General features: G+C 65.7%; 23 protein-coding genes and 1 pseudogene. 11 read left to right on the top strand and 13 right to left on the bottom strand.

Annotated elements, in window-relative coordinates; genetic code table 11:
- Positions 1-10: 10 nt before the first annotated feature.
- The 8 genes from kdpB to V6W80_RS12215 form a co-directional block, all read right to left on the bottom strand.
- A complete protein-coding gene (gene kdpB, locus V6W80_RS12250; protein WP_338544373.1) occupies positions 11-2,041 on the bottom strand; it encodes a potassium-transporting ATPase subunit KdpB in 2,031 nt (676 codons plus the stop codon).
- A 1-nt stretch (position 2,042) separates the two neighbouring features.
- The gene (gene kdpA, locus V6W80_RS12245) at positions 2,043-3,740 is read right to left on the bottom strand and encodes a potassium-transporting ATPase subunit KdpA (RefSeq protein ID WP_338544372.1); all 1,698 of its coding nucleotides are present in this window, start codon (positions 3,738-3,740) and stop codon (positions 2,043-2,045) included.
- A gap of 9 nt (positions 3,741-3,749) precedes the next feature.
- Positions 3,750-3,839: a potassium-transporting ATPase subunit F gene (locus V6W80_RS12240; RefSeq protein ID WP_017640468.1), complete on the bottom strand. Its 90-nt coding sequence runs from the start codon at positions 3,837-3,839 to the stop codon at positions 3,750-3,752.
- A 142-nt stretch (positions 3,840-3,981) separates the two neighbouring features.
- Positions 3,982-4,200, bottom strand: coding sequence for a hypothetical protein (locus V6W80_RS12235; protein WP_017640469.1), 219 nt, complete (start codon positions 4,198-4,200; stop codon positions 3,982-3,984).
- A gap of 339 nt (positions 4,201-4,539) precedes the next feature.
- Positions 4,540-4,752: a hypothetical protein gene (locus tag V6W80_RS12230; protein WP_338544371.1), complete on the bottom strand. Its 213-nt coding sequence runs from the start codon at positions 4,750-4,752 to the stop codon at positions 4,540-4,542.
- A 156-nt stretch (positions 4,753-4,908) separates the two neighbouring features.
- Positions 4,909-7,509 carry a bifunctional aconitate hydratase 2/2-methylisocitrate dehydratase gene (gene acnB / locus V6W80_RS12225; RefSeq protein ID WP_160922539.1) on the bottom strand — a complete coding sequence of 867 codons (2,601 nt, stop codon included), beginning with the start codon at positions 7,507-7,509 and terminating at the stop codon, positions 4,909-4,911.
- 352 nt (positions 7,510-7,861) lie between these two features.
- The gene (locus V6W80_RS12220; RefSeq protein WP_093251383.1) at positions 7,862-8,593 is read right to left on the bottom strand and encodes an aspartate/glutamate racemase family protein; all 732 of its coding nucleotides are present in this window, start codon (positions 8,591-8,593) and stop codon (positions 7,862-7,864) included.
- 8 nt (positions 8,594-8,601) lie between these two features.
- Positions 8,602-9,306 (bottom strand): GntR family transcriptional regulator, encoded by a 705-nt coding sequence (locus tag V6W80_RS12215; protein WP_338544370.1) that lies wholly within the window; start codon positions 9,304-9,306, stop codon positions 8,602-8,604.
- Positions 9,307-9,604: 298 nt separating this feature from the next.
- On the opposite strand from V6W80_RS12215, the gene V6W80_RS12210 reads away from it, so the two are divergent.
- The 3 genes from V6W80_RS12210 to V6W80_RS12200 all read left to right on the top strand — a co-directional run bounded on the left by V6W80_RS12210 (position 9,605) and on the right by V6W80_RS12200 (position 12,308).
- Positions 9,605-11,050, top strand: a complete 1,446-nt coding sequence (locus V6W80_RS12210) for an NCS1 family nucleobase:cation symporter-1 (RefSeq protein ID WP_093251375.1) — start codon at positions 9,605-9,607, stop codon at positions 11,048-11,050.
- A 96-nt stretch (positions 11,051-11,146) separates the two neighbouring features.
- Positions 11,147-11,623 (top strand): DUF1289 domain-containing protein, encoded by a 477-nt coding sequence (locus V6W80_RS12205; protein ID WP_338544369.1) that lies wholly within the window; start codon positions 11,147-11,149, stop codon positions 11,621-11,623.
- Between the two features lie 73 nt (positions 11,624-11,696).
- Entirely contained in the window at positions 11,697-12,308 is a 612-nt protein-coding gene (locus V6W80_RS12200) for a tRNA-(ms[2]io[6]A)-hydroxylase (RefSeq protein ID WP_338547419.1), read from the top strand.
- 27 nt (positions 12,309-12,335) lie between these two features.
- Here the strand turns inward: V6W80_RS12200 and V6W80_RS12195 are convergent, their stop codons facing one another.
- Complete coding sequence (locus V6W80_RS12195) at positions 12,336-13,028, bottom strand: endonuclease (RefSeq protein WP_017640477.1); 693 nt, start codon at positions 13,026-13,028, stop codon at positions 12,336-12,338.
- A gap of 138 nt (positions 13,029-13,166) precedes the next feature.
- On the opposite strand from V6W80_RS12195, the pseudogene earP reads away from it, so the two are divergent.
- The 3 genes and pseudogenes from earP to V6W80_RS12180 form a co-directional block, all read left to right on the top strand.
- Positions 13,167-14,294, top strand: a pseudogene (earP, locus tag V6W80_RS12190) (elongation factor P maturation arginine rhamnosyltransferase EarP); the annotation flags it as partial.
- Between the two features lie 48 nt (positions 14,295-14,342).
- The gene (gene efp / locus V6W80_RS12185; RefSeq protein WP_160922794.1) at positions 14,343-14,909 is read left to right on the top strand and encodes an elongation factor P; all 567 of its coding nucleotides are present in this window, start codon (positions 14,343-14,345) and stop codon (positions 14,907-14,909) included.
- 116 nt (positions 14,910-15,025) lie between these two features.
- Positions 15,026-15,766 (top strand): sulfite exporter TauE/SafE family protein, encoded by a 741-nt coding sequence (locus V6W80_RS12180; protein WP_338547416.1) that lies wholly within the window; start codon positions 15,026-15,028, stop codon positions 15,764-15,766.
- Here the strand turns inward: V6W80_RS12180 and V6W80_RS12175 are convergent, their stop codons facing one another.
- Positions 15,767-16,618: a LysR substrate-binding domain-containing protein gene (locus V6W80_RS12175; protein ID WP_338544368.1), complete on the bottom strand. Its 852-nt coding sequence runs from the start codon at positions 16,616-16,618 to the stop codon at positions 15,767-15,769.
- A 101-nt stretch (positions 16,619-16,719) separates the two neighbouring features.
- Between V6W80_RS12175 and V6W80_RS12170 the strand changes: the two genes are divergently transcribed.
- Both V6W80_RS12170 and V6W80_RS12165 read left to right on the top strand, forming a co-directional pair.
- Positions 16,720-16,971: a DUF1127 domain-containing protein gene (locus V6W80_RS12170; RefSeq protein WP_017640481.1), complete on the top strand. Its 252-nt coding sequence runs from the start codon at positions 16,720-16,722 to the stop codon at positions 16,969-16,971.
- A gap of 34 nt (positions 16,972-17,005) precedes the next feature.
- Positions 17,006-18,205 (top strand): winged helix-turn-helix domain-containing protein, encoded by a 1,200-nt coding sequence (locus V6W80_RS12165; protein WP_338544367.1) that lies wholly within the window; start codon positions 17,006-17,008, stop codon positions 18,203-18,205.
- A gap of 19 nt (positions 18,206-18,224) precedes the next feature.
- Here the strand turns inward: V6W80_RS12165 and V6W80_RS12160 are convergent, their stop codons facing one another.
- On the bottom strand, positions 18,225-19,571 hold the full coding sequence (locus tag V6W80_RS12160; RefSeq protein ID WP_017640483.1) for a class II 3-deoxy-7-phosphoheptulonate synthase: 1,347 nt from the start codon (positions 19,569-19,571) through the stop codon (positions 18,225-18,227).
- 112 nt (positions 19,572-19,683) lie between these two features.
- On the opposite strand from V6W80_RS12160, the gene V6W80_RS12155 reads away from it, so the two are divergent.
- Together V6W80_RS12155 and V6W80_RS12150 are read left to right on the top strand one after the other, a co-directional pair.
- The gene (locus V6W80_RS12155; protein WP_338544366.1) at positions 19,684-20,433 is read left to right on the top strand and encodes a spermidine synthase; all 750 of its coding nucleotides are present in this window, start codon (positions 19,684-19,686) and stop codon (positions 20,431-20,433) included.
- Between the two features lie 281 nt (positions 20,434-20,714).
- Positions 20,715-22,409: a DEAD/DEAH box helicase gene (locus tag V6W80_RS12150; protein ID WP_017640485.1), complete on the top strand. Its 1,695-nt coding sequence runs from the start codon at positions 20,715-20,717 to the stop codon at positions 22,407-22,409.
- A gap of 69 nt (positions 22,410-22,478) precedes the next feature.
- Here the strand turns inward: V6W80_RS12150 and V6W80_RS12145 are convergent, their stop codons facing one another.
- Positions 22,479-23,861, bottom strand: coding sequence for an adenylate/guanylate cyclase domain-containing protein (locus V6W80_RS12145; protein WP_160922533.1), 1,383 nt, complete (start codon positions 23,859-23,861; stop codon positions 22,479-22,481).
- A gap of 200 nt (positions 23,862-24,061) precedes the next feature.
- Here V6W80_RS12145 and V6W80_RS12140 point away from each other — a divergent pair, with 200 nt between their 5' ends.
- On the top strand, positions 24,062-24,628 hold the full coding sequence (locus V6W80_RS12140) for a nitroreductase family protein (RefSeq protein WP_017640487.1): 567 nt from the start codon (positions 24,062-24,064) through the stop codon (positions 24,626-24,628).
- Here the strand turns inward: V6W80_RS12140 and V6W80_RS12135 are convergent.
- Positions 24,603-25,976 (bottom strand): sensor histidine kinase, encoded by a 1,374-nt coding sequence (locus V6W80_RS12135; protein WP_017640488.1) that lies wholly within the window; start codon positions 25,974-25,976, stop codon positions 24,603-24,605. The genes V6W80_RS12140 and V6W80_RS12135 overlap by 26 nt on opposite strands.
- Between the last annotated feature and the right edge of the window lie 144 nt (positions 25,977-26,120).

The raw sequence follows: 26,120 nt of genomic DNA, 5'->3' as shown, positions 1-26,120 counted from the left end.
GGCGGTCTCCTCAGACCAGACCCAGGGCGCCGAGCGCCAGGTCGATAGCTTTGATGCCGATGAAGGGCACGACGATGCCGCCCAGCCCATAGATCAGCAGGTTGCGGCGCAACAGGGCGGCGGCGCTGGCGGCCTTGACCCGTACCCCGCGCAGCGCCAGGGGAATCAGCGCGACGATGATCAGGGCGTTGAACACGATGGCCGAGAGGATGGCACTCTGCGGACTGGCCAGGTGCATCACGTTGAGCAGGTTGAGCTGCGGATAGATGCCGGCGAACAGCGCGGGCAGGATGGCGAAGTACTTGGCTACGTCGTTGGCCACCGAGAAGGTGGTCAGGGCACCGCGGGTCACCAGCAGCTCCTTGCCCACCTGCACCACGTCGAGCAGCTTGGTGGGGTCCGAATCCAGATCCACCAGGTTGGCGGCCTCGCGGGCGGCCTGGGTGCCATCGTTCATCGCCATGCCGACATCGGCCTGGGCCAGGGCCGGGGCGTCGTTGGCGCCGTCACCGCACATGGCCACCAGCTTGCCCTCGGCCTGTTCGCTGCGGATGCGCTCCAGCTTCTTTTCCGGCGTGGCCTCGGCGATGACGTCGTCCACCCCGGCCTCGGCGGCGATGGCGGTGGCGGTCAGGGGGTTGTCGCCGGTCACCATCACGGTGCGGATGCCCAGGGTGCGCAACTCGGCGAAGCGCTCGCGGATGCCCGGCTTGACCACGTCCTTGAGGTGGATGGCGCCCAGCAGGCGGCCTTCGCCGCAGACCAGCAGTGGGGTGCCGCCGCTCTTGGCGATGGTCTCGATCTCCCGGGCCAGCACCTCCGGCAGGTCGGCGCGGGTCTGGCCGAGAAACAGCAGCACGGCGTCCACCGCACCCTTGCGATACTCGCGGCCCTGCCAGTCGATGCCCGACAGGCGCGTCTCGGCGCTGAAGGGGATGGGCGCGACCTGGGCGCGTGGTGGCTCCTCCAGCGGATGCAGGTTGCGCAGGTACTCCACCACCGAGCGACCTTCCGGGGTTTCGTCGGCCAGCGAGGCATAGAGGGCGCCCTCGGCCAGGGCCTTGGGGGTGATGCCCTGGGCCGCGTACAGGGCGCTGCAGCGGCGGTTGCCGAAGGTGATGGTGCCGGTCTTGTCCAGCAACAGGGTATGGACGTCACCGGCGGCTTCCACGGCGCGCCCCGAGGTGGCGATCACGTTCAGCCGCACCAGGCGATCCATGCCGGCGATGCCGATGGCGGAGAGCAGGCCGCCGATGGTGGTGGGGATCAGGGTCACCAGCAGGGCCACCAGGAACAGCAGCGGCAGCTCGCCACCGGCCAGGGCGGCGAAGGGCTGCAGGGTCACCACCACCAGCAGGAAGATCAGCGTCAGGCCGATCAGCAGGATGTCCAGGGCGACCTCGTTGGGGGTCTTCTGCCGCTTGGCGCCTTCCACCAGGGCGATCATCCGATCCAGGGTCGACTCGCCGGGGTTGGCGGTGATGCGCACCCGGATCCAGTCCGACACCACCCGGGTGTTGCCGGTGACCGCCGAGCGGTCGCCGCCGGATTCGCGGATCACTGGCGCCGATTCCCCGGTGATGGCCGCCTCGTTGACCGCGGCCACGCCTTCGATGATCTCGCCGTCACCGGGGATCAGCTCGCCGGCTTCCACCCGCACGATCTGGTCCTTGCGCAGGGAGCTGGCCGGCACCATGCGCTGCTCGCCGTTTTCCTCCAGGCGAGCGGCGAGATTCTGGCCGATGCCCTTGAGGCTGTCGGCGCGCGCCTTGCCACGTCCCTCGGCGAGGGCTTCGGCGAAGTTGGCGAACAGCAGGGTGAACCACAGCCAGAGGGTGATCTGCACCGCCACCCCGGTGCTCACGCCATTGTCCGGCGCCAGGCACAGCAGGGTGGAGAACAGCGCGGTGATCTCGACCACGAACATCACCGGCGAGCGGATCTGCTGGCGCGGGTCGAGCTTGACGAAGGCCTGCCGCAGCGCCTGGCGCCACAGGGTGCCAGGGGTAGGAGTGGGCAGGGTGTGGGTCTGGGCATCCATTTCAGCGGACTCCGAACAGTTGCAGATGGTCGGCGATCGGCCCCAGGGCGAGCGTCGGCAGGAAGGTCAGGCCGCCCACCAGCAGCAGGGTGATCACCAGCAGGGTGACGAACAGCGGGCCGTGGGTGGGAAAGCTGTTGGGACCGAGCGGCACGGGGCGCTTGGCCGCGAGGCTGCCGGCTATGGCCAGAACCGGGAGGATGTAGCCGAAGCGACCGATCAGCAGGGCCAGGCTCAGCATCAGGTTGTGGAAGGGGGTGTTGGCGCTGAAGCCGCCAAAGGCCGAGCCGTTGTTGGCCGTGGCCGAGGTGTAGGCATAGAGCAGCTGGCTGAAGCCATGGGGACCCGTGGCGCCGATCCCGGCCACGCCGGCCGGAACGCTGGCGGCGATGGCGCCCAGCACCAGCACGCCCAGCGGCATGACCAGCAGGGTCGCCACCAGCAGCCGTACCTCAGGAGCTTCCAGCTTCTTGCCCAGATATTCCGGGGTACGGCCCACCATCAGGCCGGCGATGAAGACGGCGATCAGCACATTCAGCAGCATGCCGTAGAGACCGGCGCCGACGCCGCCAAAGATCACCTCGCCAAGCATCATGTTGAACAGGGCGATCAGGCCGGTCAGGGGGGCTAGGCTGTCATGCATGGCGTTCACCGAGCCGTTGGAGGCGGCGGTGGTCACTGTTGCCCAGAGCGCTGACGCCGTACCGCCGAAGCGGGTCTCCAGGCCTTCCAGGGACGCCTCCTGGGTGATCGCCAGGCCGGCCAGCGCGGGGTTGGCGTGGTTCTGGGCACCGATGGCCACGGCGCCTCCGACCACCAGCAGGCCGAACATGGCGGCGAAGATCGCCCAGCTCTGCCGCCGATCCTTGATGTAGTGACCGAAGCTGAACACCAGGGCCGCCGGAATCATCAGGATGGCCGACAGCTCCAGCAGATCGCTCAGCGCCGTGGGGTTCTCGAACGGATGCGCCGAGTTGACGCCAAAGAACCCGCCGCCATTGGTACCCAGTTGCTTGATGGCGATCTGGCTGGCGGCCGGACCCAGCGGCAGGGTCTGGCTGGCCCCCTGCAGGGTGGTGGCATCGACGTAGGCGGCGAAGGTCTGGGGGACGCCCTGCCAGATCAGCAGCAGAGCGAGTGGCACGCACAGGGGCAGCAGGATATAGAAGACCGCGCGAAACAGGTCCACCCAGAAATTGCCGATTTCCTGCACGCTGCGGCGGGTGATGCCGCGGGCTAGGGCGGCGAGCACGGCCACGCCCACCGCGGCGCTGACGAAGTTCTGCACGCCCAGGCCGACCATCTGGCTGAAATAGCTCAGCGAGGCTTCGCCGCTATAGGCCTGCCAGTTGGTGTTGGTGACGAAGCTGATGGCGGTGTTCAGCGCCAGGGTCCATTCCAGCCCGGGCAGCTGCTGCGGATTCAACGGCAGACCGCCCTGGAGTACGAGGATGGCGAACAACAGCACGATGCCCAGCCCATTGAACAGCACCAGGGCGATGGCATAGGTGCGCCAGTCCTGGCCGCGACCATCTGAGCCCACCACCTTCAGCGTCAGGCGCTCCAACGGGCCGCCGACAAAGGTCAGCCAGGTCCGCTCGCCTTCCAACGCACGGTAGAAGTAACGCCCCAGGAAAGGAGCAGGAAGAAAGGTCAGGGCCAGGAAGGCCAGGATCAGGAACGCGGCTTGGCTGTCCATGCCGCCTCCCTAGGATCGGCCGGCGCGTAGCAGCGCCGCCAGCAGATAGACGAACAGACCCAGTGCCAGGAGCAGGGCCAGAAGATTCCAGGGGGTCATCACGAGTTCTCCAGAGACGGCCGTTGCCGCGTGGAGAAATTGTCGGGAGGAGGGGCGTAAAGAAGCGAGGCGGGGAGCGGTGGCGGGGCGTAAAGAAAGCGTTAAATCGGCCCCGCCTGCCAGTGCTGGCGGGGCCTTGCGACTATTGCTTGGGCGCGGCCTGCTGGTCTTCCTTGGCCTTCTTGTTGGCCTCGTGGTGCCCGATGGCGCAGCCCGCGGCGGCACCGGCGACGCCGTGACCACCGGCGACATGACCCGCGGCGCCCCCGACCACGGCGCCCTTGACGCAGCCAGCGGCAAAGGTGGCTTGGCTGGCGCCGAGTAGCAGAGCGGAAAGGGCAAGGGTAGGCAGGAGCTTCATGGTGGCGACCTCTCGTGGGTGCGAAGTAATGTCCTGTAACAATTGACCTTGCCGAGCCTCGCCAGTTCTCCTGCGCTACAGCTTGGCCGCCAAGTCGCCCTGGACGCCATTAATCACCTGGGTCGTTGGCGGACTATCGATATCGCGGCCATGGGCCGCTCCTACAGCCATGCCTGAAGCTGCAGGAGCAGCCCATGGCCGCGATACGGACTGGGCTTGGGGAGAGCGTGAAGAGTCTGCGTTAAAGCCGTCTCAGGCGCCGTGCAAATGGCTGCTTCGGTGAATAGTCGCGATGTTGATAGCGACTCATGTCCACCGCTGGAAAGCACCTCATCGCATTCAGGAATGACCGTACCGCTGCTCTTCCTTGGCCTTCGCCGCCAGGTGATGGCCGATGACGCAACCGGCGACGGCACCGGCGATGGCGTGGTGACCGGCCACATGCCCCGCCACGCTGCCAATCATGGCGCCCTTGATACAACCCGCTGCCATCGTCGTCTGGCTGAGACCGAGCAGCAGGGTGGATAGGCTCACGATGACAAGACGTTTCATGGAGTGATCTCGGTAGAAGGAAATCTGAGGGTAGGGCGTTTGAGTTAACCGCCGCTTAAGACCGGTTCAAGGGGAGGCAGCTGTCCTTGACAGCCAGGATCGCGGCGCAATAAAAAACCGCCCCGAAGGGCGGTTTTTCAGTACCTAACGCTAACGTCAGACTTCGACGGCGGCGATACGGGCCTTCTCGGCGCTTTCACGGAATTCGGCGATCTGGTCGAAGCTCAGGTAGCGGTAGACGTCCGCGGCCATGCTGTCGATGCTCTTCGCGTATTCCATGTATTCCTCGACGGTGGGCAGCTTGCCCAGGATCGAGGCCACCGCGGCCAGTTCCGCCGACGCCAGGTAGACGTTGGCGCCGTCGCCCAGGCGGTTGGGGAAGTTACGGGTGGAGGTGGACACCACGGTGGCGTTGGCGGCTACGCGGGCCTGGTTGCCCATGCACAGCGAGCAGCCCGGCATTTCCATGCGTGCGCCAGCCTTGCCGTAGATGCCGTAGTAGCCTTCCTCGGTCAGCTGGTGCTGGTCCATCTTGGTCGGCGGCGACAGCCACAGGCGGGTCGGAATCGAGCCCTTGACCTTGTCCAGCAGCTTGCCGGCGGCGCGGAAGTGACCGATGTTGGTCATGCAGGAACCGATGAACACCTCGTCGATCTTGTCGCCGGCCACCTGGGACAGCAGACGGGCGTCGTCCGGATCGTTCGGGGCGCACAGCACCGGCTCGTTGACCTCGGACAGGTCGATCTCGATGACTTCGCTGTATTCGGCATCGGCATCGGCGGCGAGCAGCTCCGGGTTGGCGATCCAGGCTTCCATGGCGCGCGCGCGGCGCTCCAGGGTACGCGGGTCACCGTAGCCTTCCTCGATCATCCAGCGCAGCAGGGTGATGTTGGACTGCAGGTACTCGGTGATCGACTCGGGCGACAGCTTGATGGTGCAACCGGCAGCGGAACGCTCGGCGGAGGCATCGGACAGCTCGAACGCCTGCTCCACGGTCAGGTCTTCCAGGCCTTCGATCTCGAGGATGCGGCCGGAGAAGATGTTCTTCTTGCCCTTCTTCTCGACGGTCAGCAGGCCCTTCTGGATGGCGTAGTAGGGGATGGCATGCACCAGGTCGCGCAGGGTGATCCCGGGCTGCATCTTGCCCTTGAAACGCACCAGGACCGACTCCGGCATGTCCAGCGGCATGACGCCGGTGGCCGCGGCGAAGGCCACCAGGCCGGAACCGGCCGGGAAGGAGATGCCGATCGGGAAGCGGGTGTGGGAATCGCCACCGGTGCCGACGGTGTCGGGCAGCAGCATGCGGTTCAGCCAGCTGTGGATGATGCCGTCGCCCGGACGCAGGGAAACACCGCCACGGGTGCGGATGAAATCCGGCAGGGTGTGGTGGGTCTTGACGTCGATGGGCTTGGGATAGGCCGCGGTATGGCAGAAGGACTGCATCACCAGGTCAGCCGAGAAGCCCAGGCAGGCCAGGTCCTTCAGCTCGTCGCGGGTCATCGGGCCGGTGGTGTCCTGGGAACCGACGGTGGTCATCTTCGGCTCGCAGTAGGTGCCGGGGCGCACGCCCTCGACGCCGCAGGCCTTGCCGACCATCTTCTGCGCCAGGGTGTAGCCCTTGCTGCTCTCGGCCGGCTGGTCCGGCTTGTTGAACAGGTCGGTCGGACCCATGCCCAGTTCGGCACGCGCCTTCTCGGTCAGGCCACGGCCGACGATCAGCGGGATACGGCCGCCGGCGCGGACTTCGTCCAGCAGCACGGGGGTCTTGAGTTCGAAGGTGGCGAGCACCTCGTCGCTGCCATGGCGGGTGACCTTGCCAGCCTTGGGATAGACGTCGATGACGTCGCCCATTTCCAGCTCAGACACGTCGAATTCGATCGGCAGGGCACCGGCGTCTTCCATGGTGTTGTAGAAGATCGGCGCGATCTTGGAGCCGAAGCAGAAACCGCCCGCGCGCTTGTTGGGCACGTAGGGGATGTCGTCGCCGAAGAACCACAGCACCGAGTTGGTGGCGGACTTGCGGGAAGAACCGGTGCCGACCACGTCACCGACGTAGGCGACCGGGAAGCCCTTGGCACGCACTTCCTCGATCTGCTTGAGCGGACCGATGCTGCCTTGTTGCTCGGGCACGATGCCGTCGCGGGCCATCTTCAGCATGGCCAGGGCGTGCAGCGGGATGTCCGGACGCGACCAGGCGTCAGGGGCGGGGGAGAGGTCGTCGGTGTTGGTCTCGCCTGGCACCTTGAACACGGTCAGGGTGTACTTCTCGGCGATTTCCGGACGCTTCTTGTACCACTCGCCTTCGGCCCAGGACTGCATGACGGCCTTGGCGTGGGCATTGCCCGCCTTGGCTTTCTCGGCCACGTCGTGGAAGGCGTCGAACATCAGCAGGGTGTGCTTGAGTTGCTCGGCGGCCACGGCGCCCAGTTCGGCGTCGTCCAGCAGCTCGACCAGGGTGGCGATGTTGTAGCCGCCCTGCATGGTGCCCAGCAGCTCGGTAGCGCGCTGACGGGAGATCAGCGGGGACTGGGCTTCGCCCTTGGCGATGGCGGAGAGGAAACCGGCCTTCACGTAGGCGGCTTCGTCGACGCCCGGCGGTACGCGGTTGGTAATGAGGTCGACGAGGAATTCTTCCTCACCGGCCGGGGGATTCTTCAGCAGTTCGACCAGACCGGCCGTTTGTTCGGCGTTCAGCGGCTGGGGCACGATGCCCTGGGCGGCACGCTCTTCTACGTGTTTACGATAGGCTTCAAGCACAGGTTGACCCTCATCAGTGGTCCAATATTGCGTCCGGGGGCTGGCGCCCCGAAATGTATCCGGCAGGGTATGACGGGGGAGGCTGCGGGCAGGACCGCCGTCGCGCCGGACGCATTCCGCTGGAAGCTGTTTTCAAAGTTTTACGCCGGCTGCTGGAGAGCTAATCGGCAGCAGGCGGTTGATGAAGCCGCCGCTGCCGGATCGCCGGATACTTTGCTCGTGACGCTTTGAAAACAGCTTCGTATCGGACATTGCGCCTATAAGGCTGCCTAATTCTACGCCAAGCCTCTGACGAAGTTAAGCGCCGCGTTGTCGCATCCTGTGCGTCACGCCGTTAGACCTTGGCCGTAGCCTAGCGACCCAGATGCGCGAAGCGTCCGCTGAAGGGCTTGGCGATGGGATAGGCCAGGTCACCGTGCTTGCTGGTGCCCAGGCCCAGGTCGACCAAGGATTCGGCCAGCTTGACCGCGGCGCTGACACCTTCGATCACCGGAATGCCGATGGCCTCGCTCAGGGCTTCGCGCAGATCGGCCATGCCGCCACAGCCCAGCACGATGGCCCCGGCACCTTCCTCGTCCCGGGCGCGACGCCCCTCGGCGGCGATCAGCTCGATCAGGCTGTCGTCGGCGGCCTCCAACGCCAGCACCGGCAGGTCGATGCAGCGCACCGAGGTGCACAGCTCGGCGAAGCCGTAACGCTGCAGCAGGTGCTCGGCGATGATGCGGGTGCGGGTGAGGGTGGTCACCACGGCGAAGCGGGTGGCCAGCAGGCTGGCCAGGTGAAAACCGGCCTCGGCGATACCCAGCACCGGCCCCTTGGCCATTTCCCGCGCGGCCAGCAGGCCCGGATCGCCGAAGCAGGCGATGACATGGGCCGCGCAGCCCGCGTCGACGCCCTTGCGCATTTCCTCGATCACGCCAACCGCAGCCACGGCTTCGTCGTAGTGACTCTCGATGGAAACCGGACCGGCTTCGGGGTTGCTGGCGAGAATGGTGGTACCCGGGCGGGCGATGGCCTGGGCTGCGCGACCGATCTTGGCGGTCATGTTGGCGCTGGTATTGGGATTGATGACCTGAATCTGCATGGGACGCCTCAACTGCGTTTGAAGATGCTGCGGAAATCGGGCTCGGCGGCCACAGGCCGGTCGATCCGCAGGGATTCGCGGATCAGGCGCAGATGCTGCGCCATCCAGTCGCTGGCGGCCGCGCCCTTGCCCTGGACGAGCAGGTCCAGCAGGTCTTCGTGCTGGCCGCAATCGCAACCCAGACTGTGCCGCGAGCCATAGATGGCGATCAGCAGCGAGGAGCGACTGGCCAGTTGGGCGACCTGCTCGGTCAGCACCTGGTTGTCGGCGAGGGCGGCGAGTTCGACGTGGAAGCGCGCGGACAGCTGGATCGCCAGGCTGTGGCGGCCGCCATGCTGCGCCTCGTGCTCCTCGATGCACAGCTGCCGCAAGGGCGCGAGCTGGGCGCTGTCGACCCGTGCGGCCACCAGGGGCATCAGCGCCGGTTCGATCAGCTGGCGCGCGGCGAGGATGTCCTGGGCTTCCTTGGCGCTGGGCTGGGCGACCTGGGCACCGCGATTGGCGCGCAGGGTCACCAGGCGTTCCAGGGCCAGCCGCTGCAGCACTTTGCGAATGCCGGTACGACTGATGCCGAAGGTTTCCGCCAGGGTGTCTTCCGGCAGCCGGGTGCCCGGGCTCAGGCGATGCTCGACGATGGCGTCGAGGATGTCCTGGTAGATCCGCTCGTCCCGGGGAGAGGCGGCAACGGCGAGCGGCGAGGGTACTGCACTCATGGGCTGGCTCCGGCGATTTGCCTAGATTGTATACAAGTTATGGGGCGTCGACGATGGGGGAATCTGGTCGACTCTGTGCGCCAAGGTAGCGCCTGTCTGCCACCAAACGCCCCAGGGAAGTGCACGTCCGGTAACGTCTGGAATGCTGCATTGGTAGCTTTTCCTGTGAAAAATCCCTAGTGAGCCAGCGAGTTAAGGGTATTTCGCGGTAACTGGCACGGTCTCTGCTCGGTGGGATTGTATACAAAACAAGGCGGGCGCCGTATGCAGGTACCCGCCACCACGGAGGAGGCGATTCATGAACCAGCAGATTCCCCCGGGCTACAGCCCACGTCTGTACAACGAAGACCTCGGCCCGGTCGAGCAGAAATGGAGCTGGTACAACATCTTCGCCTTCTGGATGAGCGACGTGCACAGCGTCGGCGGCTATGTCTTCGCCGCCAGCCTGTTCGCCCTGGGGCTGGCCAGCTGGCAGGTGTTGATCGCGCTGCTGGTGGGGATCTGCATCGTTCAGGTCATCGCCAATCTGGTCGCCCGGCCCAGCCAGCAGGCTGGCGTACCCTATCCGGTGGTCTGCCGGCTGGCCTTCGGCGTCTTCGGCGCGAACATTCCAGCGGTGATCCGTGGCCTGATCGCGGTGGCCTGGTACGGCATCCAGACCTACCTGGCCTCCAGCGCCCTGGTCATCGTGGTGCTGCGCTTCTTCCCCGCGTTGGCGGTCTATGGCGACAGCGATTTCCTGGGTCTTTCCTACCTGGGCTGGGGTGGCTTTCTGACCCTCTGGTTCCTGCAGGCCTGCGTGTTCTGGGCCGGCATGGAGTCCATTCGCCGCTTCATCGACTGGGCTGGCCCTGCCGTCTATGCGGTGATGTTCCTGCTCGCCGCCTGGATCGTCTGGCGCGCCGGCTGGAGCAATATCAGCTTTACCCTGGCGGAAAAGCAGCTGACCGGCTGGGCGGCCTTTGGCCAGGTGATCGTCGCCATCGCCCTGGTGGTGTCCTATTTCTCCGGGCCCACGCTCAACTTCGGTGACTTCAGCCGCTACTGCCGCTCCATGCAGGACGTTCGTCGCGGGAATTTCTGGGGCCTGCCGATCAACTTCCTGGCCTTTTCCCTGGTCACCGTGGTGATCGTGTCCGGCACCCTTCCGGTGTTCGGCGAGATGATCCACGATCCCATCGCCACCGTGGCGCGGATCGACAACACCACTGCGGTGCTGCTGGGTGCCTTCACCTTCGTCACCGCCACCATCGGCATCAACATCGTCGCCAACTTCGTTTCGCCCGCCTTCGACTTCGCCAACGTGGCCCCGAGCAAGATCAGCTGGCGCGCGGGCGGCATGATCGCCGCGGTGGCCTCGATCTTCCTCACCCCCTGGAATCTGTTCAACAACCCCGAGGTGATCCACTACACCCTGGACGTCCTGGCGTCCTGCATCGGCCCGCTGTTCGGCATCCTGCTGGTGGACTACTACCTGCTGCGCAAGGGCCGCATCGATGTCGATGCGTTGTTCGACGACAGCCCGAGTGGCGCCTACTGGTATAGCGGCGGCGTCAATTGGGTCGCGGTCCAGGCACTGGTGGCCGCGGCGCTGATCGGGCTGTGCTTCACCTTCGTGCCCTGGTTCAAGCCCATCGCCAACTTCGCCTGGTTCACCGGCTGCTTCCTGGGCGGGCTGTTCTTCTACGGGCTGAGCCGCCGTAGCGCCAATCCGCTGCCAAGCCGGAGCGTCGCCGCGGTGTGATTTGGCCTGGGGTTCTGCACGACCGGCGCGGGTGGCCCGCGCCGGTCGTCGACGTTTCCGGCTAGACTAGGCGTTTTGCTCCAAGGCTTGCCGCCCATGCCCGCTCCTGTTATCAAGACGCCCTGTGTCGGCCTGTGCTCGACGATGTTCGGCGACCACGTCTGCCGTGGCTGCAAGAGATTCCACCACGAGGTGGTGAACTGGAATCTCTACGGCGAAGAAGAGCGCCGCGCCGTCTGGGCGCGTCTGGAATTGCTGCTGGTGCAGGTGGTGTCGGCCAAGGTCGATGTCTTCGATCCGGGGCTTTTGCGCCAGCAATTGCAGCAGCGCAGCATCCGCTTCCGGTCGGATCAGTCGGAATACTGCTGGGCCTACCAGCTGCTGGCCCGCGGTGCGCGCCATATCCAGCAGCTGGATGCCTATGGCGTGCGCCTCTTGCCGGAGTTTCGCGAGCGCCCCCTTGCCGATCTGCGTGACGCCATCGACCGGGAATTCTTCCTCCTGTCCGAAGCTCACTACGATCGCTACATCGCCCCACGCTTCCTGCTCGAAGGCGTCGACAGCCGCGTCTGAGTGCTGCCGGGCGAGTGGCGCTGCCCAGGCGCGCGCCTTTCTCTATAATGCGCGGCTTTTGCACGGGATTACGCTGATGTCCTTGCCCGAGATGAACGAATTCCTCGGTTGCCGCACGCCGGATGCCTGGGTCGAGGCCGCGCTGCAGGACCTGCCGACGCTGCTGCAGGACCACGCCAACAACGAGAAGAAGGCCGCTGGCGCCGCCTTTCACTATCTGTTCACCTATTCCAATCGCGCCGAGCTGTCCTGGAAGATGTCCCGCATCGCCCGTGAAGAGCTGCGCCATTTCGAGCAGGTGCTGCAAATCATGAAGCGCCGTGGCATCGAGCACCGCAACGTCAGTTCGGCGCGCTATGCCGGTGCCCTGCGCAAGCTCTGTCGCAACCACGAGCCGCTGAAGCTGACCGACAGCCTGGTGATCGGCGCCTTCATCGAGTGCCGCTCCTGTGAACGCTTCGGTGCTGTGGCGCCCCACCTAGACGCGGAGCTGGGCAAGTTCTATAGCGGCCTGCTGGCCTCCGAGGCCCGGCATTTCCAGGACTATCTCAAGCTCGCCTATCTCTATGGCGAGCGCGACGACGTCGACGCCAAGATCGCCGAGGTGCGTGCCCTGGAAGTGGAGTTGATCACCTCCAGCGATCGCGAGCTGAGATTCCATAGCGGCATCCCCTGCGCAGCCTGAGAGCCTTTGAACTGGCTCTGCACCGCCTTACTTGCAGGCCTTGGTCTCGCCTACATAGGGATTGCCACGCCCCATGATGCAGGCCAGCCGTTGGTTGCGCTGGCGCTCCCAGGCTTCCGGCGGGTACTGCTTGGTCCAGGCGGTATAGAGCTGGCGGTCCTGCTTGGACAGGCGCAGACCGTAGCGGTCGCTCATGTAGAAGTAGGTGCGCGCCACCATGCCGCGGATCTCCGGGCGCGGCATGGCGGTCTTGGCCTTGAAGTCCACCACCATCTGGCAGGCACCGTACTGGCTCGGTTTCTGCGGCAGCCAGCCGAAGGCGAAGTTGCTGCGATCGCCATTGACCTCGCCGACCACCGGCACCAGGTTGAAGAGATCGGCCTCGGCCTTCTGGTACACCGGATCGTTGGCGGTGCAGTTCTTGCGGCCGCCTTTCTGCCAGCATTGGCGCTGATGGCCGATCACCCAGGCCGGCACGATGTGTTCCCATTCGATACGGCTGGCGCGCTGGGCGCTCTTGCGCGGGACGTAGCCACAGCTCTTGAGGTCCACGGTCTTGCCGTTGTAGTGGCAACCGCAATAGAAATCCACGCCCTGCTTGGCATAGACCTTGGCCGCGACCACCTTGGCTTCGCTGAAGGTGCGAGGCGGCTGGGGGGTCGCCAGGGCGCTCAAGGAAGCCAGGCTCAGGCAGAACAGCAGGGCGGGGCGCAACGACATGGAGAATCCGTCCGAAAAAGCGCGGATACTACCGACCCGCTCGTGGTCGCGGTGTGATTGGGTTCACTGGAATCCGCCTCGCGACCGCCTGGCAAGGGCGCAGAACATGATTCGATATCAATGACTTAGAGGTATGGCATGGCAGCCTGGGACATCTTCTGCACCGTGGTGGACAACTATGGTGACGCCGGCATCACCTGGCGCCTGGCCCATCAGCTGGTCGCCGAACATGACCAGCAGGTCCGCCTCTGGATCGACGACCTCTATCCCCTGGCACGCATCCAGCCGGGGGTCGATGGCGCGGCCGAGCAGCAATGGCACCGCGGCGTCGAAGTACGGCGCTGGCACGCCGACTGGACCGCGGCGGAGCCGGGCGACGTGGTGGTGGAGGCCTTCGCCTGCCAGCTGCCGGACGGCTTCGTCACGGCCATGGCGCGTCGCGCCGAGCGACCGCTCTGGCTGAACTTGGAATACCTGAGCGCGGAGGAATGGATCGAAGGCTGCCACGCCCTGCCGTCGCTGCAACCCACCGGGCTGAACAAGTATTTCTTCTTTCCCGGCTTCACCGCCAAGGTGGGCGGACTGCTGCGTGAGCACGACCTGCTCGATCAGCGTGACGGCTTCCTCCAGGCGGCCACGGCCCGGGACGACTTTCTGGCTGGGCTGGGCGTTCGACGCCAGCCCGGGGAGCGACTGTTCTCGCTGTTCGCCTACGAGAACCCGGCGCTGATCGACTGGCTCGATGCCCTCAGCGCCGGCACGCGCCCCACCTGCCTGCTGGTACCGGAGGGCCGGGTGCTGGCCAACGTCGCCGCCTGGCTCGGCGTCGACTGGCTCAAGGCCGGCGACAGCCACCGTCGCGGCGCCCTGCGGGTGCAGGTGCTGCCCTTCGTCTCCCAGCAGGACTACGACCGGCTGCTGTGGTGCTGTGACTTCAATGCCATCCGTGGCGAGGACTCCTTCGTCCGCGCCCAGTGGGCGGCGCATCCCTTCGTCTGGCACATCTATCCGCAGGAAGAGGACGCCCACTTCGTCAAGCTCGAGGCCTTTCTGGCGCGCTATGTCGCCTCGGGCACCCCTGAACTGGGCGCTGCGGTCAGTGACCTATGGCTAGCCTGGAACGGTCGCGGCGACCTGGCGATGGCCTGGTCGACGCTGGAGGCGCAGGTCGAGGACTGGCGTCTGCTGGCGCGGGATTGGAGCGATCGGATGGCTTCTCACAGCGATCTTGCCGCCAGCCTGGTGCATTTCCATACAGATTGGCTATCATATGGCGCCTCGAAATCCCGTTCTTCCATCCATACGGATAACCGCATGAAAACCGCACAAGAGTTCCGTGCCGGCCAAGTGGCCATGATCGACAACGCTCCCTGGGTCATCCAGAAAGCTGAATACAACAAGTCCGGCCGTAACGCTGCAGTGGTCAAGATGAAGCTGAAGAGCCTGCTCTCCGGCAGCGCGACCGAGACCGTCTTCCGCGCCGATGACAAGCTCGAGCCGGTGATTCTGGATCGCAAGGAAGTGACCTATTCCTACTTCGCCGATCCCCTGTATGTGTTCGTCGACAACGACTACAACCAGTACGAAGTCGAGAAAGACGACCTGGGCGAAGCCATCGCCTTCATCGAAGACGGCATGACCGACGTCTGCGAAGCGGTGTTCTACAACGATCGCGTCATCTCCATCGAACTGCCCACCACCATCGTGCGCCAGATCGCCTACACCGAGCCGGCCGTTCGCGGCGACACCTCGGGCAAGGTCATGAAGACCGCGCGCCTGAACAATGGCTACGAGCTGAAGGTTTCCGAATTCTGCGATATCGGCGACCACATCGAGATCGACACCCGTACCAACGAGTACAAGTCGCGCGCCAAGGTCTAAACCAGGCGTCTCGACAGAAAGCCCGGCTTGCCGGGCTTTTTGCTGTCTGGGTGTCTGCCGGGATCGACCGCTGTTTCAACCTTTCTTCGCTGCTGGATAGTGCCATCGTGGAACCGCTGTTTACGTTGTTGATCGATGTCGTCCTCGGCGCGCTGCTGGGCGTGGTGGGTGGCCTGTTCGGCATCGGCGGCGGCTTGATCGCCATTCCGGTGCTGGCCCTGCTGTTCGGCCTCGACCAGCAACTGGCCCAGGGCACCGCCCTGGTGATGGTGGTGCCCAACGTGCTGCTGTCGGTCTACAAGTACAACCAGCGCAACCGCATCGACTGGCAAAGCGCCGGGCTGCTGGCCGCGGCCGGGATGCTGTCGGCCCTGGTGGGCACGGCCTTGGCGGTGTCCCTGGATGCCCGCTCGATGCGCCACGGCTTCGTCGGCTTCCTGTTCCTGCTGGTGCTCTACAACCTCTGGCAACTCTATCGTCGTGGCCAGCCGCCGCTGACGACGCCGAGCCGGCTGGGTCTCGGCGTGCTGGGGCTGGTGGCGGGTATGGTCGGCGGGCTGTTCGGTGTCGGTGGGGCGGTGATCGCCACGCCGATCCTGGCCGGAGTCATGGGCCTGACCCAGGTGGCGGCCCAGGGCATGTCCCTGGCCATGGCGCTGCCCACCACCGGGGTCACCCTGGCCAGCTACGCCTGGCATGGGGAAGTCGACTGGAGCGTGGGTATTCCGCTCGCCCTGGGTGGGCTGCTCAGCGTGAGCTGGGGCGTGAAGTTGGCGCACCAGCTGCCAGAGCGCCTACTGCGGCTGCTATTCTGTGGTTTCCTGCTGCTGTGTGCGGTGCTGCTGGCGCTGCGCTGACTACTGCCGAAAGCCCTCGGCGATGTGCTCGGCGAGGGTGTCGATGATCGGCGAGGCGCTGCGCGGATTGCGCAGCAGTTCGATGGAGCAGGCCGGCAGGTCGGGCATGCCGTCGGCCTCTCCCAGTCGGCGCAGCTCGCTCGGCAGCAGGCTTTCCAGCTGCGCGGTGACGGCGAGGCCGGCCTTGACGATGCCGAGCAGGGCGGCAAGGCTCGGGCTGCTGTAGGCCAGACGATAGCCACGCCCACGACTGTCCAGGGCGCGTCGGGCCCATTCGCTGAGAAAGCACGAGGTGTTGAACATCGCCAGCGGCAACGGATCGCGCTGGTGGATATCGAAACCCGGCGCCTCGGCCCAGATGAAGCGCTCGCGACGCAGGGGCAGGCCGATCTCGTTGCCCGGTTCGCGGGTGACGATGGTCAGATCCAGGTCCTGACGTTGCAGCAGGCCCGCGGTGGTCTCGCAGTGGACATCCACCTGCACCAGCGGATAGGCCTTGGCGAAGCCCGCCAGGATGCCCGGAATGAACCTCATGACATAGTCATCGGGGGTGCCGATACGCACCGTGCCCACCATGTGCGGCTCGCGCAGGGTAGTCATCACCTCGCCATGCAGCTTGAGGATCCGCCGGGCGAAGCCCAGCAGGATCTGGCCTTCCGCCGTCAGGCGTACCTGGCGGCCCTCCCGCTCGAACAGCCGCCGCTGCAGCACGTCTTCTTCGAGCTTGCGCATCTGCATGCTCACCGCCGACTGGGTGCGATTGACCACTTCGGCGGCACGGGTGAAGCCGCCCTGGTCAGCGATGGCGACAAAGGTGCGCAACAGATCGGTCTCTATGCTGGGATAGTTCATGGCATCAGCCTGGTGAATGGATCGCATTAGAAAGATTCGTTGGATTGATGTTATGCCAGCTTCCAGACTTGCGCCATACCCCTTGGAGAAGGAGTTTCACCATGGCTCGGCTCGCTACTCACCATGATTCGTTCGCTCGCGCCCGTGGATATCTGGACGTCAGCTGCCGCCTGCGTCGGGCCCTGGCCTGGTTGCAGCGAGCGATGCAGGTCTCCCGTCAGCGCCGTGCGCTCTATCGGCTGGATGACAGTGCCTTGCACGACCTGGGTCTGAGTCGCGCCGATGCCTGGCAGGAGGCTGACAAGCCCTTCTGGCAGCAGCCGGCAGAGGAGGGCGGCCGCCGATCCTGCTAGGGTGGAGCATCACCTCTCGCTATCAGGAGTTCGGATGGAAAGCCTTTCCCTGCGCGAGGCCAGACGCCTGGCCTTGCGCGCCCAGGGCTTCGGTAGCCAACCCAAGGGCGGCGCGGGCGCTGCCGCCCTGTACCGCCAGGCCGTGCGCCTGAATGTGCTGCAGATCGACTCGGTCAACGCCCTGGTGCGCTCGCACTATCTACCGCTGTTCAGTCGTCTCGGCCGCTATGCCTTCGCCGACTTCGATGCCCTGGCCTGGGGCCGGGGGCGCAAGCGCCAGCTCTATGAGTGCTGGGCCCACGAGGCCTCGCTGGTGCCAGCCGAGGTCTGGGCCGAATTGCGCTGGCGTCGCGAGCAGGCGCGCCAGGGCGTCGGCATCTATCGCCAGCTGGCACGGTTCGCCGTCGAGCAGCCGCAGGTCGTCGCCCAGACCCTGGAAGCGGTCGTGCAGCGCGGCGCCCTGGGCGCTGGCAGCCTGGCGAAGCGTGCCGAGCAGGCCGGTCCCTGGTGGGACTGGAGTCCGGGCAAGCTGGCGCTGGAGTGGCTGTTCGCCGCCGGCGAGGTGACGGTGGCGGGGCGGCGCGGTTTCGAGCGGCTCTATGACCTGCCCGAGCGGGTACTGCCGGCGGCGCTGCTCGCGGCTCCGGCCCCCACGCCTGAAGCCGCACGGCGGGCACTGCTGTTGCGCAGCGCCCGTGCTCTGGGGGTGGCGAGCGAGGTCCAGCTGCGCGACTACTTCCGTCTGAGTCCCGCCGAAGCACGCCAGGGTATCGCCGAGTTGCAGGAGGAGGGCAGTCTGCAGCCGATCCAGGTGCAGGGCTGGTCGAAGCCAGCCTATGTGGTGGATACCCCGAATCCCGGGCGGCCGGTGCAGGCCGCCGCGTTGCTGTCGCCCTTCGATTCCCTGGTCTGGGAGCGCGAGCGCACCGAGCAGTTGTTCGGTTTCCGCTATCGACTGGAGATCTACACGCCGGCGCCCAAACGGGTCTATGGCTACTATGTGCTGCCCTTTCTCTACCGAGAGCGGCTGGCCGCGCGGGTGGATCTGCGCGCCGAGCGGGCGCAGTCGCGCCTGGCGGTGCATGCGGTGCACCTGGAGCCGGCGGGGTTGGATGACGAGGGTCTGGATGCCCTGGCTGGGCAGTTGCGGACCCTGGCCGACTGGCTGGGCCTCGCCGACCTGCAGTTGCACGGGCCGGCGGACGTCTTGCGGGAGGCAGTGGCGCGGCGGTAGAGGGCGCCGCGCATGCTGCTCAACGACGGATGCCCTTGAGCGTCTCGGCGATCATGAAGGCCAGTTCCAGGGACTGGTCGGCGTTCAGGCGCGGATCGCAATGGGTGTGGTAACGATCGGAGAGGGCGTCCTCAGTGACCGGACGGGCGCCGCCGATGCACTCGGTGACGTTCTGTCCGGTCATCTCGATATGGATGCCGCCAGCATAGGTGCCCTCGGCCTTGTGCACGCCGAAGAACTCCTTGACCTCGCCCAGCACGCTGGCGAAATCCCGGGTCTTGTAGCCGCTGGAGGCCTTGATGGTGTTGCCGTGCATGGGGTCGGAACTCCACAGCACCTGGCGGCCTTCACGCTCGACGGTCTGGATCAGCCGCGGCAGGTGATCGCCAACCTTGCCCACGCCCATGCGCACGATCAGGTTGAGGCGGCCTGGATCGTTCTCCGGATTGAGGGTGTCGATCAGGCGGATCAGGTCTTCGCTGGTGGTGGAAGGGCCGACCTTGACGCCGATGGGGTTGTTCACGCCACGCAGGAATTCCACGTGGGCACCGTCGGGCTGACGGGTGCGGTCGCCGATCCAGAGCATGTGCGCGGAGCAGTCGTACCAATCGCCGGTCAGGCTGTCGCGGCGGACGAAGGCTTCTTCGTAGTTGAGCAGCAGCGCCTCGTGGGCGGTGAAGAAGTTGGTTTCCTTGACCTGGGGCGCGGTGTCCAGGCCGCAGGCGCGCATGAACGCCAGGGTCTCGTCGATGCGGTCCGCCAACTGGTGATAGCGGTCGGCCAGGGCCGAGTTGGCGATGAAGTCCAGGTTCCAGCGATGCACCTGGTGCAGGTCGGCGAAACCACCCTGGGCGAAGGCGCGCAACAGGTTGAGGGTCGCGGTGGATTGGTTGTAGGCCTGGATCAGGCGCTGCGGATCCGGGACACGGCTGCCTTCGGTGAAGTCGATGCCATTGACGATGTCGCCGCGGTAGGCTGGCAGGGAGACGCCATCCTGGACCTCGTCATTCGCAGAGCGTGGCTTGGCGAACTGGCCGGCCATGCGACCGACCTTGACCACCGGGCAGCCGGCGGCAAAGGTCATGACCACCGCCATCTGCAGCAGCACCTTGAAGGTGTCGCGAATTTTGCCGGCAGAGAATTCGAAGAAGCTTTCCGCGCAATCGCCGCCCTGCAACAGGAAGGCCCGCCCCTGGGTGACCTCAGCGAACTGTCGGCGCAATTCGCGGGCTTCGCCAGCAAAGACCAGGGGCGGATAACCCGCCAGGGTGCGCTCGACATCGGCGAGACGGGCTTGATCGGGGTATTCGGGCTGTTGCTGGATGGGCAGGCCTCTCCAGCTGGTGGGGCTCCAGGGCGCGGACATGATTCTCTCTGAGTGGTGCGACGAAGCCTTCCATGGTAACCGATAGCAGCGACAACTCTCGATAGACAGTGCCCATCGCGGCTACCATGGGCGGCTATAGAGGAGGGTGGTGATGGTCGAGACGGAAGTGTTGCTGGAAGAGGTCGTCGACGACCATGGCCGGATTCGGGTAGTGGAGGTGGGGCCTTATCGCTTCCTTGAATTTGGCGAAGAGGTGGAGCAGAGCTGCGTCTTCACCACGGACCCCGCCTGGCTGGAATACGACTACAACCGCGCCATGCTGCTGGGCGCGCTCTGCCACCCGCAGCCGCAGCGGGCGCTCTTTCTCGGCCTGGGCGCCGGCACCCTGACTCAGGCCTGCCTCAAGTGGCTGCCCCTGGAGGCGGTGGAAGCCCTGGAGCTGCGCCCCGCGGTGCCGCGCCTGGCACGGCAGCATCTTGGCCTTGGCGAAGATCCGCGGCTGCAGATCCGGATCGGCGATGCCCTGGAGCTGCTCGATAGCGCGGCGCCGGCAGATCTGATCTTTGTCGATCTCTACACCGATGTCGGCCCGTCCAGCGCCCACCTGGCCTGGCGCTTTCTGGAAGACTGCCAGGCCAAGCTCAACCCGGGCGGCTGGTTGATGATCAACCAGTGGAGCGCCACCGACGGCAAGCCGCTGGGCGCGGCGCTGCTGCGCGGGCTGTTCCGCCATCATTACTGGGAGTGCCCGGTGGTGGAGGGCAACGTGATCCTGCTGGTACCGGCGAGCCTGGAGCAGGAGCTGGACGAGGCTGGCACACGGCAGCGCGTTCGCGAACTGAGCCTGCGCATCGGCTTCGATCTGGAGGCCTATCTGAACAACCTGCGTGCGGCAACCTGACCCTAAAAGTAGACCAAGGTTCTCTGGAGAAATGTCCAGGGTTCGGGTATTATTCGCCCCGGTCTTTTTGACCTTCCGTTCAGGAACTGCATTTTCCCGGTCCGCCGCCATGGTTACACCGGTCGTGCGTTCGCCCGACGGCGAACAATCCTAGACGCTCCACCCCTTTTTCATCTTTATTTCGCAAAAAGCTCACACCTTGGCTGCCTGGGCGACTTCGGTCATTCGGATAAGCGCAGCTCTTGGCTTTGGGGTCTTTGCGAAGCACACGAGGCAAGACAATGACCCAGGACATCAGCAATTTCGCTGCGCTCAATCTCAATCCCGCCATCCTCGCCGCCATCAAGGCCGTCGGCTACGAAGAGCCGTCGCCCATCCAGTCGCAGTCCATCCCGGTGATCCTCGCCGGCCACGACATGATCGGCCAGGCGCAGACCGGTACCGGCAAGACCGCAGCCTTCGCTCTGCCGCTGCTCTCGCAGCTCGACCCGTCCCGTCGCGAACCCCAGATTCTGGTGCTGGTTCCCACCCGTGAACTGGCCCTGCAGGTGGCTACCGCCTGCGAAACCTATTCCACCGAGATGCCCGGCGTGAAGGTCGTGGCCCTCTACGGCGGCGCGCCCATGGGCCCGCAGCTGAAGTCCCTGCGCATGGGTGCCCAGGTACTGGTCGCCACCCCCGGTCGTCTGTGCGACCACCTGCGTCGCGACGACAACCTGCTGGCCACCGTCCAGCACCTGGTGCTCGACGAAGCCGACGAGATGCTCAAGCTGGGCTTCATGGATGACCTCGAATTCATCTTCGAAGCCATGCCGGAATCCCGCCAGACCGTGCTGTTCTCGGCGACCCTGCCGCCGTCGATCCGCGCCATCGCCGAGCGTCACCTCAAGGAGCCGCAACACGTCCGCATCGCGGCCAAGACCCAGACCGTCGCCCGCATCGAGCAGGCGCACCTGATGGTCCACGCCGACCAGAAGCCGGCCTCGGTGCTGCGCCTGCTGGAAGTGGAGAACTTCGACGCCCTGATCGCCTTCGTGCGCACCAAGCAGGCGACCCTGGACCTGGCCGAGCTGCTGGAGCGCCAGGGCTATCGCGTCAGCGCCCTGAATGGCGACATGCCCCAGGCCCAGCGCGAGAAGACCATCGAGTCCCTCAAGGACGGTTCGCTGGACATCGTGGTCGCCACCGACGTCGCTGCCCGTGGTCTGGACGTGGCGCGCATCACCCACGTGCTGAACGTGGACATGCCCTACGATCCGGAATCCTATGTGCACCGGATCGGTCGTACCGGCCGTGCCGGTCGTGAAGGTCGTGCGTTGCTGCTGGTCACCCCGCGCGAGCGCCGCATGCTGCAGGTCATCGAGCGCGTCACCGGTCAGCGCGTCGGCGAAATCCGCCTGCCCGACGCCGAAGCCGTGCTGGAAGCCCGTATCTCCCGCCTGGCCGATGGCGTGGGTTCGCTGCTGGCCGATGCCGACACCACTCACGGCGCCCTGCGTCAGGAACTGTGCGAGCGTCTGCAGTGCGATCCTTCGACCCTGGCGGCGGCCCTGCTGGCCAAACTGACCAGCGGCCGCGCCCTGGATATCGAGTCGGTGCGTCGCGAGCAGCCGCTGACCCCCGGCGCCGGTCGTGGCGAACGTCCCCGTGGCGAGCGTCCTGAGCGGGGCGACCGCCCTGAGCGCGGCGAGCGTCCGGATCGCGGCGAGCGTCGTCCGATGCAGCCGCTGCCGGAAGGCCGCGTGCGTTGCCGCACCGCCCTGGGCGCCCGTGACGGCGTTGCCGCCAAGAACCTGCTGGGTGCCATCATCAACGAAGGCGGCATGGATCGCGAGGCCATCGGCCGCATCCAGATCCGTGACTCCTTCAGCCTGGTGGAGCTGCCCGAGGAAGGCCTGGAGCGTCTGCTGACCAAGCTCAAGGACACCCGTGTAGCTGGCAAGGCCCTGCGCCTGCGTCGCTATCGCGAGGATTGATTCCCGCGGTCCCATGAAAAAGCCCCGGATATTCGGGGCTTTTTTCTGCCTGCAGGAAAGGCGGAGGAGTTAGAGGATCACCTTGTCCTTCAACTTTTCCGCCGCCAGTTGCAGCGCCTGGATGACTCGCTCCTTGTCGTAGTTCTGGATGTTGTTGGTATCCAGGTACATGGAGAAGCCCGGCAGTTCGTGTTCGACATAGCTGGGGGAGGCGCCCAGGTCGCGACGGAAGTCCACCACCTGGTAGATCTGCACCGGCTTGCTGAAGCCCTTGACGGTGATCCAGCTCTTGTCGCGGCACATGATGGTTTCCTTGACCAGCGAGTAGGTCTCGTGGCTGATCAGGATCTCGCCGGCATCGGCGGCATTCTCCAGGCGGCTGGCCAGGTTCACTTCGCGACCGATGATGGTGTAGTCCATGCGCGTGCTGGAGCCGAAGTTGCCGACCGTGCAGTAACCGGTGTTCAGGCCCATGCGGATTTCCAGCGGCTTGTTGATGCCCTGGCTGCGCCACTGCTGGCGCAGGACCTTCATGTGCTTGCGCATGGCGATGGCCATGGAGACCGCGGCCACGGCGTCCTTCTTGGCGCCCTGGCTGTTGGCGTCGCCAAAGAACACCATCACGCAGTCACCGACGAACTTGTCGATGGTGCCGCCGTACTTCACGGCGATCTTCGACATCTCGTTGAGGTAGTTGTTGAGCATGTCGGTGAGGGCTTCGGCCTCGAGTTCTTCGGACAGCTCGGTGAAGCCCTTGATGTCGGAGAAGAACACCGTGATCTTCTTGCGCTGGGTGCCCAGGGCGATGTGCTGCTTGCCCGTGAAGATGGATTCCCAGACCTGGGGCGAGAGGTATTTCGCCAGGTTATGCGCCAGGATCGCCGACTTCTCCTGCTCGCGCTTGAGGTCGTCGTTGATCTGGATGAGGCGCTTGCGCTGCCGGTGCAGGAAGTAGCCGGTACCCCAGAGGTGCAGCATGGTGCCCACTACGCTGGTGACCGCCACCAGTAGCGGGCTGGTGAGGTCGACGCCATGAAAGAAGGTGGCACTGCCCAGCGCCGCGGCACTGGTGGCGAACAGCAGGCAGAGGCCGAGCAGACGGGGACCACCGCGCAGCATGCTGGTGTAGCCGAGCATGAACAGCAGCATCAGGGTAGGCATCAGCGGAAAGCGCAACACCACCGCGGCCATGCCGACGTGAATGGCGTCTATGGCGGCCAGCAGGATATCGGTCTGGGCGCCACGATCGCGTCTGAGCTTGAGGCTCAGGGTCTGGGCCAGGTGCGGATAGAGCAGGGCATAGGGGATCAACCACAGGCCCACGGCATCGGTCTGGGTGTAGTAACCCGCAGTGACGCTGGCGGCGGCGATCAGATAGGCGAACACCCGGGCGTAGTAGACGCCCAGGCTGTCACCGGACGCAGCGAGGAACCGGTTGAGCGCAAACTTCATCTGTCGGGTCCGTTTCGAGAAAGGCGAGAGGTCGGGATAACTCCGTTCGCGACGATGAAAGCGGCCGGGTTTTCTAGCATTCGCGATCTTAGCTGACCATCCGGGTAGCGGCCAAGAATGTCAGTGATTCCGCTGCTGTGACAGCCAAATTCGGCCGTCGTCCCTGGGTTACACTGCGGCATCCTTACAGGAGAGACGCTATGGATGCCCTCGAAGCTCTTTGCAATCGCGCCTCGGTCGGTCGCCTGACCGAACCGGGCCCCACCCCCGAGCAACTGGAGGTCCTGCTGCGCGCCGCGGACCGGGCGCCGGACCACAAGCTGCTGCGCCCCTGGCGGCTGATCCTGGTGGCCGGCGAGGGTCGCACGGCGCTTGGCGAACTCTATGCCGACGCCTTGCGCCGTCGCGAGCCCGACGCGGATACCGCGGCCGTGGAAAAGGCCCGGCGCATGCCGCTGCGGGCGCCCCTGGTGATCGCCGTCGTCGCCGTGCCCCAGGCGCACCCCAAGGTGCCCGTTCAGGAGCAGATCATCACCGCCGGTTGCGTGGCCCACGGTCTGGTCAATGCGGCCTTCGCCCTGGGCCTGGGTGCGGTCTGGCGCTCCGGTGAGTTCAGCTACGACCCCTGGGTCCTGCAGGGCCTTGGCCTGACCGAGGACGAGCAACTGGTGGGCTACATCTACCTGGGTACGCCCGAGGTGGCCCCGCGGCTTCCGGCGCCACGTGATCTGAGCGCTCAGGTCAGCCATTGGCCAGCACCGGTCTGAGCGGCAGGGTGACGGTGGCGAGAAAGCCGCCGTCCGGGTGATTGCTCAGGTGCAGCTCGCCACCATGGCGCTCCACGGCGCGGCGAGCGATGGCCAGCCCCAGGCCGTAGCCGGTGGCGTGCTGCTGGTCCGAGCGGAAGAAGGGTTCGCCCAGGCGCGGTAGGTCGTCGGCCTTGACGCCGGGGCCATGGTCACGTACCTGGATGCGTACCTCGCCGGCGGTCGCGGCTGCCGAGATGACGATGGGGCGGGCGGGCGGATTGAAGCGCAGCGCATTGCGCAGGAGATTGTCCAGGGCGCGTTCCAGGACGTCCGGCCAGCCGTCCAGGCGCAGGGCGGCGGGAACGTCGAGTTCCACCCGCTGCTGGGGTGCGCTGAGTTGAGCATCGTCCACCAGGCCTTCGAGTAGCGGATGCAGTTCCAGCTGCTCGGGTGGGCCTGGATCCGCTTCCTGACGCGCCAGGGCGAGGATCTCGCCGATCAGGGTTTCCAGGCGGTCGCATTCCAGAGTCAGGCGCGGCCACATGTTGCCCAGGTCATGGGGGTCGGAGCGTTCGGCCAGCGCCAGGGCGATGCGCAGGCGGGCCAGCGGGGAGCGTAGCTCGTGGGACACGTCGCGCAGCAGCTGCCGCTGGCTGTCGATCAGGCGCTGCAGATGGGCGCCCATGCGATTGAAGTCTTCGGCCAGCACGCCCAGTTCGTCCTTGCGGCGGGCGAGGCGGGCGAGGGTGTCCTGCTGGTAGGCGGTCTGCCCGAGATCATGGACCGCACGCCTTAGATGATTGAGCGGGCGGGTCAGGCTGAGGGTCAGCAGCAGGCTGAACAGGGTCAGCACCACCGTGGCGATGGCCAGCATGCCGACCGGCCAGAACAGGCTCTGCCGGCGCCAGGCACCCAGCTCGGGGGTGGGCAGGTGATAGATGAACAGGTAGGTCTGGCCGCTCGGGCTGGTGTATTCGTCGGTCAGGCGTCGCCAGGGCAACGGCCGGTTGGGGTCGCGGGCGCCGGGGCCGGGGCGCTGCTGACGCTGCGGCTGGTCGAGATCCTGGTCGAAGATGCGCGGTGGCAGGGTGCCGCGCACCAGGGGCGAGCCGTTCTCGCCCAGCACCAGCACATCGATGCCGTAGCGGCCCTTGCGCTGTTCGAGTAGGCCTTGGGCGGCGGCGGGACCTTCGTTTTCATAACGTTGCACCCACTGTTCGGGGAGGTCGCGCAGGCCGGGATGCTGCGCGAGGATCCAGGAATCCTGATCGGCCAGGTGGCCGAGCAGCATGGTCAGGCCGACCGCGGACAGGATGGCCAGCCAGAAGGTGGCGAAGATGCGCCAGAAGAGAGAACGAAAAACCATGCAGTCGCCTTAGAAGCTGCTCAAAGTCTGCTGCGCGTCGGCCAAACGGCGTTGAAAATGCCTTCGGAATGCTCATTTACCACTCGTAAACCCGAGCGCGGGTCCGATCCGCTTCCTCAGGCATTTTCGCGGGGCCGCCTAGGC

Origin of the sequence: Pseudomonas benzopyrenica (assembly GCF_036884265.1) — a bacterium.
GTDB lineage: Bacteria > Pseudomonadota > Gammaproteobacteria > Pseudomonadales > Pseudomonadaceae > Chryseomonas > Chryseomonas benzopyrenica.
The sequence above is the reverse complement of the archived record's forward strand: the minus strand, read 5'-3'. Positions and strand labels throughout refer to the sequence as shown.